The 10437-nt window shown below is 70.8% G+C and carries 7 protein-coding genes; 4 read left to right on the top strand and 3 right to left on the bottom strand.

Going from position 1 to position 10437, the window contains the following annotated elements; translation table 11 throughout:
• The first annotated feature begins 266 nt into the window (after positions 1-266).
• The 4 genes from ACE3UN_RS05455 (at position 267) to ACE3UN_RS05470 (ending at position 8408) form a co-directional block, all read left to right on the top strand.
• Positions 267-2906 (top strand): zinc-dependent metalloprotease, encoded by a 2640-nt coding sequence (locus tag ACE3UN_RS05455; protein ID WP_374673901.1) that lies wholly within the window; start codon positions 267-269, stop codon positions 2904-2906.
• A gap of 55 nt (positions 2907-2961) precedes the next feature.
• Complete coding sequence (gene dnaE / locus ACE3UN_RS05460) at positions 2962-6492, top strand: DNA polymerase III subunit alpha (RefSeq protein ID WP_374673902.1); 3531 nt, start codon at positions 2962-2964, stop codon at positions 6490-6492.
• A gap of 108 nt (positions 6493-6600) precedes the next feature.
• On the top strand, positions 6601-7056 hold the full coding sequence (locus ACE3UN_RS05465) for a hypothetical protein (protein ID WP_374673903.1): 456 nt from the start codon (positions 6601-6603) through the stop codon (positions 7054-7056).
• An 80-nt stretch (positions 7057-7136) separates the two neighbouring features.
• Entirely contained in the window at positions 7137-8408 is a 1272-nt protein-coding gene (locus ACE3UN_RS05470) for a patatin-like phospholipase family protein (RefSeq protein WP_374673904.1), read from the top strand.
• Here ACE3UN_RS05470 and ACE3UN_RS05475 read toward each other — a convergent pair.
• The 3 genes from ACE3UN_RS05475 to ACE3UN_RS05485 form a co-directional block, all read right to left on the bottom strand.
• The gene (locus ACE3UN_RS05475) at positions 8384-8734 is read right to left on the bottom strand and encodes a ComEA family DNA-binding protein (protein WP_374673905.1); all 351 of its coding nucleotides are present in this window, start codon (positions 8732-8734) and stop codon (positions 8384-8386) included. The two genes, ACE3UN_RS05470 and ACE3UN_RS05475, sit on opposite strands and share 25 nt — an antisense overlap.
• Positions 8735-8807: 73 nt before the next feature.
• Positions 8808-9755, bottom strand: coding sequence for a porin (locus ACE3UN_RS05480; RefSeq protein ID WP_374673906.1), 948 nt, complete (start codon positions 9753-9755; stop codon positions 8808-8810).
• Positions 9756-9805: 50 nt separating this feature from the next.
• Positions 9806-10437 (bottom strand): branched-chain amino acid ABC transporter substrate-binding protein (locus ACE3UN_RS05485; protein WP_374673907.1); only part of this gene is annotated, 632 nt, incomplete at its 5' end.

Consider the following 10437-nt stretch of genomic DNA (forward strand, 5'->3'; position numbering starts at 1 on the left):
TGGTGCCCCGACGCCGTTTTCATTCCTTGCGAGTTCCGCTTCCCATGCCCGCACCCTCCGCACTCCGTCGCCGTCCTGCCGCCCGTGTGGCGCCGCGCTCCCCCTGGTGGCCCTGCTGGCCGGCGGGCGCCCTGCTGAGCCTGTCGGCCTGCGTGTCGACGCCTGCCCCGCCGGGCCCCCAGGCGGCCGCCGAGCCCCCGGCCGCAGTGCCTGCCCCGGCGCCTGCGGCATCCGCGCCCCGGCCGGCCACGGCCGCCTCCGGGCCGGTGTCGGCATCCGCCCCGGCCCCGGGCGCCGCGCCCGCAGCGGCGCCCTCCACCGGCCCGCAGCCCGCGTTTGCCGTCGTCACCAAGGACGCCCGGCGCACGGACGGCCTGCTGCCGCTGTGGCAGAAGGAAGACAAGGTGTGGTTCGAACTGCGGCCGCAGGACTTCGGCAAGCCGTTCTTCCTGTCGCCCAAGCTCTCGCGTGGCATCGGCGAGCGCTCCTTCTTCGGCGGCAGCATGCTGGGCTACGGCCCGTGGGGGCGCCCGCAGATCGTCGAGTTCCGCAAGCAGCACAACCAGGTGATGCTGGTGGCCCGCAACGAGCGCTACCAGGCCGCGACGGGCTCGCCCGAGTCGCGTGCGGTGGCCAGCGCGTTCTCCGACAGCCTGCTCGGCAGCGCCCCCCTGGCCAGCCGCCCGCACCCCGACACGCAGGCGGTGCTGGTGGAAGCCAACCCGATCTTCCTGTCCGACCTGCTGGGCCTGGGCATCAGCCTGCAACGCACCTACCGGCAGAACTACGGCCTGGACACGCGCAACTCCGCCTTCACCCGGGTGCGCGTGGACGCCGACACGGTGACGCTGGAAGCCGACCTGCACTTCGCCACCGGCAGCCTGGCCGCGGCGACGCCCGGCCAGCCCAGCACGGCGCCAGTGCCGCTGATGCCGGCCACGCTGCCCGACCCACGCAGCATGTTCCTGGGCCTGCACTACTCGCTGGCCGCGCTGCCGGCGCAACCCATGGCGCCGCGCCGCGCCGACCCGCGCGTGGGCTACTTCACCACCACCGTGCTCGACTTCGGCCACGACGAGGTCCGCACGCCCAACCGGCACTACGTGCGCCGCTGGCGGCTCGAGAAGAAGGACCCGCTGGCGGCCGTGTCCGAGCCGGTGCAGCCGGTCACCTTCTGGCTGGATCGCAACATCCCGGCCAAGTACCGCGACACCATCACGCGCGGGGTGCTGGCCTGGAACGACGCCTTCGAGCGCATCGGCCTGCGCAACGCCCTGGTGGTGCGCCAGCAGCCCGATGACGCCGAGTTCGACACGCTGGACCTGCGCGTGGCCTCCATCCGCTGGATGACCAACGCCGACCCGGCCTTCGGCGCCATCGGCCCCAGCCACATCGACCCGCGCACCGGCGAGATCCTGGACGCGGACATCGGCATCGAGAGCCTGTCCTCGCGCAACCGGCGCGCCGAGCGCGCGCAGGTGCTGGCCAGCCGCCCACTGGCCGATGCGGCCCACCTGCTGCAGGCCGACGGCGCGCAGCGCCTGGCCGAGCGCACGGCGCACGGCGAGGACGCCTTGCACTGCGAGCACGGCGATTTCGCCGCCGAGCAGCTGGGTTACGCGCTCGACGTGCTGCAGGCGCGCGGCGACATCGACCCGGACAGCCCCCAGGCCGAGGCCTTCGTCCAGGCCTATCTCTTCGACACCACGATGCACGAGGTGGGCCACACGCTGGGGCTGCGGCACAACTTCCGGTCGTCGCGCATCTACAGCGAGCGCCAGCTGGCCGACCCGGCGTTCACCCAGGCGCAGGGCCTGGCCGGCTCGGTGATGGAGTACGCGCCGGTGAACCTGGGCGCGCCTGGGGAGCCGGCGCCGGCACCGTTCCAGATGGTGCTCGGCCCGTACGACTACTGGGCCATCGAATACGCCTACAAGCCGTTCCCGCCAGGGATGTCCACGGCCGAGCAGGAAGCCGAGCTGCAGCGCATCGCCGCGCGCTCGCCCGAGCCCCTGCTGGCCTATGGCACCGACGAGGACAACCTGCTCGGGCTGGACCCGGAGACGCTGGTGTTCGACCTGGGCGACGATCCGCTGCGGTTCGCCCGCAAGCGCATCACCATCGCGCAGGACCTGTTCCGCCGCCAGGAGCAGCGCGTGCTGAAGCCCACCGAGGACTACGCCGTGCTGCGGCGGGCGCTGGGCTACGCGCTGCGCGACGCGGCCCGGGCGGCCGGCGTGGCCGCGCGGCAGATCGGCGGCCTGCGCACCCTGCGCGACTTCCCCGGCTCGGGCCGCGACCCGCTGGTGCCGGTGCCCGCGGCGGTGCAGCGCGAGGCCCTGGACGTGATCGCTGGGTCGTTCCTGGCCGCGGACACCTTCCAGGTCTCGCCCGACCTGGCCCGCAAGCTCGCGCCGGACTTCCTGGAGCGCTTCTCGTCCGGCGACCCCGTGCCCACCGACTACCCGCTGGATGCGCTGCTGCTGGAGCTGCGCCGGGCGCTGCTCAGCCAGCTCATGAGCGAGTCGCTGGCGGCCCGCCTGCTGGACGCGCAGGACAAGGTGGCCACGCCGCGGGAGGCCTTCACGCCCGCCGAGCTGTACGCCCGGCTGACGCGTGAAGTCTGGTCGGAGCTGTCCGGCCCGGGGCGCGACATCGTCGCGGCGCGCCGCGACCTGCAGCGCGAGCACCTGGGCCGCCTGACCGCGCTGCTGCTGCGCCCCTCGGTCAACAGCCGGGCCGATGCGCGCAGCCTGCTGCGCGCCGAGGCGCGTGCCCTGCTGGTCCGCGTGCAGGCGGCCCAGGGGCGCGCAGGCCTGTCGCCGGAGGCCCGGGCCCACCTGGCCGACGCGGCGGAGACGCTGCGCGCCACGCTGGCCGCACCGATGCAGCGCGCCGGCGCCTGAGCCGCCGGCCGGTGCGCCGGCCCGGGCGGGGCATGGGGCCTTCGTAAAATGCCCCATGCCCTTCGTCCACCTGCGCACCCACTCCGAGTTCTCCGTCGTCGATGGCACCTTGCGCGTCGACGATGCCGCCGCTGCGGCGGCGTCGGACGGCCAGGTGGCGCTGGCCATCACCGACCTCGCCAACCTGTTCGGCGCGGTCAAGTTCTACAAGGCCTGCCGGGGCAAGGGCGTCAAGCCGCTGCTGGGGGCCGACCTGTGGGTGGAGCCGCTCGACCCGCTGGCCGACAAGTCGGCCAGCCGGCTGCTCGTGCTGGTGCAGGACAGCCAGGGCTACCTCAACCTGTCCGAACTGCTGGCTCGCGCGTGGACGCGCAACGTGCAGCGCGCCCAGGCCTGGGTCACCTGGGAATGGCTGGCCGAGCTGGGCGGCGGCCTGATCGCGTTGTCCGGCGCCGAGCACGGTGCCGTGGGTGCCGCCCTGCTGGCCGGCGACAGCGGCCGTGCGCGCCAGGCCGCCGAGCGCCTGGCCGGCCTGTTTCCCGGCCGCTTCTACCTGGAGCTGCAGCGCGGCGGCCTGCCGGCGCACGAACCCCTGGTGCGTGCCACGGTGCCGCTGGCGGCCGCACTCGGGCTGCCGGTGGTCGCCACGCACCCGGTGCAGTTCCTGGGGCCCGACGACTTCGACGCCCACGAGGCGCGCGTGTGCATCGCCGAGGGCGAGACCCTGGCCAACCCGCGCCGCATCAAGCGTTTCGGCCGCGAGCAGTACTTCAAGACGCAGGCCCAGATGGAGGCGCTGTTCGCCGACATTCCGTCGGCGCTGGCCAACACGGTGGCCATCGCCCAGCGCTGCAACCTGACGCTGGTGCTGGGCAAGCCGCGCCTGCCGGACTTCCCCACGCCCTTGCAGGCCGACGGCACGCCCATGCTGATCGAGGCCTTCTTCCGCGAGGAGTCGTTTCGCGGCCTGGAGGACCGGCTGGCGCTGCTGTTCCCTGACACGGCCGAGCGCGATGCGCAGCGTCCGCGCTACGTCGAGCGCCTGGAGTTCGAGATCGCCACCATCCTGAAGATGGGCTTCCCGGGCTACTTCCTCATCGTGTCGGACTTCATCAAGTGGGCCAAGGCCAACGGCTGCCCGGTGGGGCCGGGCCGCGGCTCGGGCGCGGGCTCGCTGGTGGCCTACGCCTTGTCCATCACCGACCTGGATCCCCTGCGCTACAACCTGCTGTTCGAGCGCTTCCTGAACCCGGAACGCGTGTCCATGCCGGACTTCGACGTGGACTTCTGCCAGGCGAACCGGGACCGCGTGATCGACTACGTCAAGGACAAGTACGGCCGCCCGGCGGTGAGCCAGATCGCCACCTTCGGCACCATGGCGGCCAAGGCGGCGCTGCGCGACATCGGCCGCGTCCTGGGCATGGGGTTCGGCCATGTGGATTCCATCGCCAAGCTCATTCCCGCGCCGCCCGGCAAGACGGTCACGCTGGCCAAGGTGCCCGAGAAGCCGGATCCGGGCGTCATCTACGCGCGGCAGGAGGCGCCCGAGCTGGAGCAGCGCGAGGCCGCGGAGGAGGAGGTGGCCGAGCTGCTGTCGCTGGCCGCCCGGGTGGAGGGCATGGTGCGCAACATCGGCATGCACGCCGGTGGCGTGCTGATCGCGCCCGGCAAGATCACCGATTTCTGCCCGCTGTACCAGCAGCCCGGCAGCGATTCGGCGGTGAGCCAGTACGACAAGGACGATGTGGAAGCCATCGGCCTGGTGAAGTTCGACTTCCTGGGGCTGGCCACGCTGACCATCCTTGAGGTGGCCAAGGAGTTCATCACCCGCCGCTACCCCGACCAGAAGGACTTCGCCTACGAGACGCTGCCGCTGGACGACCCGCGGGTCTACAAGCTCTTCTCGGACGGCCTCACGGAGGCGGTGTTCCAGTTCGAATCGCGAGGCATGCAGGGCATGCTGCGGGACGCCCGGCCCAGCCGGCTGGAGGACCTGATCGCGCTGAACGCGCTGTACCGCCCGGGCCCGATGGACCTCATCCCCAGCTTCGTGGCACGCAAGCACGGCCGCGAGGAGGTGGTGTACCCGCACCCGCTGGTGGAGCAGGTGCTCGCCGAGACCTACGGGATCATGGTCTACCAGGAGCAGGTGATGCAGACTGCCCAGGCCATGGGCGGCTACAGCCTGGGCGGCGCGGACATGCTGCGCCGGGCCATGGGCAAGAAGAAGCCGGAGGAGATGGCGGCGCACCGCGAGATCTTCCGCAAGGGCGCGGCCGAGAAGGGCATCAGCCAGGAGAAGGCCGACGAGGTCTTCGACCTGATGGAGAAGTTCGCCGGCTACGGCTTCAACAAGTCGCATGCCGCGGCGTACTCGCTGCTGGCCTACCACACCGGCTGGCTCAAGGTGCACTACACGGCCGAGTTCTTCGCGGCCAACATGACCATCGAGCTCGGCGACACGGACAAGCTCAAGGTGCTGCTGGCCGATGCGACCAAGAACTTCGGCATCACGTTCGAGCCGCCCAACGTCAACAGCGGCGTCTACCGGTTCGAGCCCATGCCGGGGGCGGAAGGCCGCAGGAAGATCCGCTACGGCCTGGGCGCCATCAAGGGCACGGGGCAGGGCGCGATCGAGGCCATCGTCGCAGCGCGCGAGGCCGACGGACCCTTCACCAGCCTGTTCAACTTCTGCGCCCGCGTGGACAAGGGCAAGTGCAACAAGCGCGTCGTGGAGGCGCTGATCAAGGCGGGTGCGTTCGACGGGCTGCACCCGGACCGGGCCGCGGCGTTGGCCAGCGTGGGCCTGGCCTTCGATTGGGCGGAGACACAGGCGGCCCATGCGCTGCAGGGTGGGCTGTTCGACTTCGGGGACGACAGCGCACACGGTTCGCATACCCAGGAACCCCCGCTGCAGCCGGCCGAGCCGTGGTCGGTGCGGGAGCGCCTGTCGCTCGAGAAGACCGCCATCGGCTTCTACCTCTCGGGCCACCTGTTCGACGAGCACGCCACCGAGGTGCGGCGCTTCTGCCCGCGCCAGCTGGCCGATCTCATCGATTCCCGCGAGCCGCAGCTGCTGGCCGGCATCGTGACCGAGATGCGCATCGTCAACGGCCAGCGCGGGCGCGTCGGCATCTTCAAGCTCGACGACGGCAGCGAGCCCATCGAGGCGGTGGTCAACGACGACCAGCTCGAGACGCACCGGGACCTGCTGCGCGAGGACGAGCTGATCGTGGTGCAGGGCAAGGTGCAGCCGGACCGCTTTTCCGGCGGGCTGCGCCTGAACGTGAACCAGGTCTGGGACCTGGCCGCTGCGCGCGCCCGCTTCGGGCGCTACCTCGCGGTCGAGCTGCCCAGCGGCATGCCACCGGTGGCGGACGCGGTGAAGAGCTTTCCTGCCCGGGTGGAGCAGGCGGAGGAGGGCGAGCTGGTCCAGGGCCTGCCGGTGCGCCTGGTGGTCAGGCGGCCGGGGGCCACGGCCGAACTCGATCTCGGCGCGGCCGGGCGCATCTGGCCCAGCGACCAGGCCCTGTCGCGCTGGCGCCAGCTGGCGCACGAGGGCCACGCGTCCATCGTCTACGGGTGACAATGTGCACATCTCGTGCGTAAGGGTTGGTATCAGGGGCCATTTCCGCCAACGGGCGCGCGGCCCGCTGCGTTCCAATGGCACTGTTCCACTCCGGATGTGTGCCCGATGACCCGAGAAGTCCCCCGCCATTCATCGCATGTCGCCCGTGCCACGCTGTGGTCGCTGGGCCTGGCCGCCGTGGCCGCCGTCGGGCTGTTCCTGAGTCCCACGGCGCGGGCGGCGGACGTGGGGGTCTCCATCTCCATCAGCCAGCCCGGGGTCTACGGGCGCATCGACATCGGTCGGTTCCCGCAGCCCGATGTCATCGTGGCGCAGCCGGTGGTCATCCACCGCCCCCGCGTCATGCCCCAGCCCGTCTACCTGTGGGTGCCGCCGGGCCACCAGAAGAACTGGGGCAAGCATTGCGGCCGCTACAACGCCTGCGGCGTCCCCGTCTACTTCGTCAAGGACGAGTGGTACCACCGGCACGTCAGCCGGCGTGACGACGATCGTGGCGACCGGGGCGGGCCCCCGGGCCATTCGAACGGCCATGGCAATGGCAAGGGCCGCGGCCGCGACTGAGCCGCCACCCGGGCCAAATGGGCGGGCGTGCCGGCGCATTTGAGCGCTTGGCCGCCAGGCGGGCGCCCTAGACTGCACGCATGACGTCCCCCGACCCCGCGCCCACCGGCCTGGTGCTCACCGGCGGCGGTGCGCGCGCGGCCTACCAGGTGGGTGTGCTGGATGCGCTGATGCAGATCCGGCGCGACGCCTCCGCGGCGCGGTCCACCAACCCGTTTCCCGTCATCGCCGGCACCTCGGCCGGCGCCATCAATGCCGCCGCGCTGGCGGGCGACGCCGACGACATCGAGGCCGCCGTCGCCAAGCTCGTGGCCATCTGGCAGGGGTTCCACGCCGACCAGGTCTACCGCTCGGATTCGCTGGGCGTGCTGCGCACCGGCGCGCGCTGGCTCACGATGATGTCGATCGGCTGGATCATCGCCCGATGGTGGCAGCAGAAGCCGCGCTCGCTGCTGGACAACACGCCGCTCGCCGGCCTGCTGGAACGCATGGCACGCCTGGACCGGGTGCCGTCGCTCATCCGGGACGGTCATCTGCGTGCGCTCGCGGTGAGCGCCTCGAGCTACACCAGTGGCGAGCACATCACCTTCTACACGGCGGCCGCGGCCGTGCCCGATTGGGTGCGCTCGCAACGGCGGGCCGTGCGTGACCAGATCGGGCTGCCGCACCTGCTGGCCTCGTCGGCCATCCCGTTCGTGTTCCCGGCGCAATCCGTGGCCATCGATGGGCAGCCGGAATGGCTGGGCGACGGCTCGATGCGGCAGGCCGCACCGATCTCGCCGGCCATCCACCTCGGCGCCGAGCGCGTGCTGGTCATCGGCGCCGGGCGCATGCACGAGCCGCCGGGACGGCGGCACGTGGGCCAGGGCTACCCGTCGATGGCACAGATCGCCGGCCATGCCCTGTCCAACATCTTTCTCGATGCGCTGGCCGTCGACGTGGAGCGCCTGCAGCGCATCAACCGCACGCTGGCGCTGCTCGATCCGGCCGTGCGTGCACGCAGCAGCCTGCGGCCCATCGAGGTGCTGCTGATCGCGCCCAGCCAGCGCCTGGACGACATCGCGGCGCGGCATCTGGATGCCTTGCCCCTGTCGGTGCGGGCATTGCTGGCCGGGGTGGGGGTGTCGGGCCAGGGGCAGCAGGCCAGTGGGGCAGCGCTGGCCAGCTATCTCCTGTTCGAAGGGGCCTACACCCGCGAGCTCATGGCGCTCGGCCGGTCGGACACCCTGGAGCGACGCGACGAGGTGCAGCGCTTCTTTGGCTGGGAAACCGGCGACCAGGGCGCCGGGCAAGGGGTGCCCCAGGACGAGGCGGCCGCGCGGCCGGGTCAGCGCGAGGCGGCCGGGGCCTGAGCGTCGGCGTCGACCGGCCGCCCGCCGATGCGCAGGCCGGCCGCGGACAGGCGCCGGGCATGGCTGGGGCCAATGCCCTTCATGCGTGCGACGAAATCCGCCCAGTCGACGAACGGGCCATGTGCCCGCTCTCCCAGGATGCGCTCGGACAGCTGCGGCCCGACGCCCGGCACCATTTCCAGTTCGGCCTGGTTGGCGCGGTTGAGGTCGATGCCGCTGCGTGCCGCGGCCGAGGGCCAGGGCAGGGCAGTCGCCGCCGCGCACGCCAGCAGGCAGCTCATCCACCGGCGGCGGGCAATCGGGTCGGGCGAGAGGGGGCCAGGCATGGGCAGCGGCAGACGAAAAAAAACCGCGCTGGCGAACCAGCGCGGCTTTCAGGGGTGATGCGTCCGGGGACGATCAGAAGTTGTGGCGCACGCCGACGGCGAACGAGTTGAAGTCGCCACCGTAGACGCCGGCGTCACCATCCGACAGGTTGGTGTAGAAGCCGTACACCTTGGTGCGCTTGCTCAGGTTGTAGTTGTAGCCCACGGTCCACTGGGTGGCGGCGCTGTCGGCCACGTCGCTGTACTCGTTGGCACGACCGACGTTCACGTGCACTTCGTTGGCGCCGAAGGCGTACATGCCGGACACGCGGAAGGTGTTGCGGTCGCCCGCGCCAGCACCCCAGGAATCGGTGTCACGGTTGTAGTAGGCACCGATGGTGAAGGCGCCCAGCTCGTACAGGCCACGGATGGCGAACTGCTTGACGTCTTCCTGCTTGGCGAAGCCGGCGCCGACGTGCAGGGGGCCACGGTCGTAGTTGGCGGCCAGGTCGTAGGTGCGCTCGACGCCCGCGCCGCCTTCGGCGACGGAGGCGTGGAACTGGAAGCCACCCATCACCGGCGAGGCGTAGCCGACCTTGTTCGACTGGGCGAACGGGCCGAAGGCGTACAGCGCGTCGGAGGACGTGCCGGTGTCGTGGTTGTGCATGCTGATGTAGTCAGCAGTGGCGAAGTACGACTCCGGGGTCCAGCGGCCCAGGCGGACGGTACCGAAGGCGCCCGACAGGTTCACTTCGGACTGACGGCCCCAGAAGTTGGCGGTGCCGCCAGCGGCCGCGCCGGTGGTGGCGTCGAAGCCGTGCTCGATCTGGAAGCCGGCCTTGAGGCCGCCGCCCAGGTCTTCCGTACCCTTGAAGCCGATGCGCGAGGCGTTGTCCTGCACGGCCCACTGACGATCGTCGTCGCCGAACTTCTGGCTCTCGGCCGTCACGTTCAGGCGGCCGTAGATCGTCACGGACGACTGGGCGAAGGCACCGGAGGCAGCCACAGCGGCCAGCAGGCCGAGCGCGAATTGCTTTTTCATGCGAGTGTTGTCCTCGTGTTAGGGGAATCCCGATTTTGCCGCGACGCGGCTTAACGTACGACAGCGATCTGCTCGCGCTTACCTGCTTTGTAGGTAAAAAGCGTCAGTGCGCCGTTCTTGATGTCGCCTTTCTCATCAAAAGCGATGGTTCCGGTCACGCCCTTATAACCGGAAGTTTTAGCCAGCACGGGCAGGTACTTGGCGGGTTCGGCGGAGCCGGCCTTGACCATGGCGTCGACCATCACCATCGTGGCGTCGTAGACGTAGGGCGCGTAGATCTGCACCTCGGCGTTGAACTTCTTCTTGAAGTCGGTCTTGAACTTCTCCATGCCGGCTTTCTGTTCACCTTCGACACCACCGGCCTCGGCACACACCACCTGGCCATCGGCCATGGCGCCGGCCGACAGCTTGGGCAGCTCGCCCGAGCAGATGCCGTCGCCGCCCATGAACTTGGCGGTGATGCCCAGCTGCTTCATCTGGCGGATCATCGGGCCGGCCACCGCATCCATGCCACCGTAGAACACCACGTCCGGCTTGGCCGCCTTGATGCTGGTGAGGATGGCGGTGAAGTCCGTCGCCTTGTCGTTCGTGAACTCGCGCTTGGCCACCGTGCCGCCGGCGGACTTCACGCCCTTCTCGAACTCGTCGGCCACGCCCTGGCCATAGGCCGTGCGGTCGTCGA

The sequence above is a fragment of the Ideonella sp. genome, from assembly GCF_041918995.1.
In the GTDB taxonomy this organism is placed as follows: domain Bacteria; phylum Pseudomonadota; class Gammaproteobacteria; order Burkholderiales; family Burkholderiaceae_C; genus Ideonella.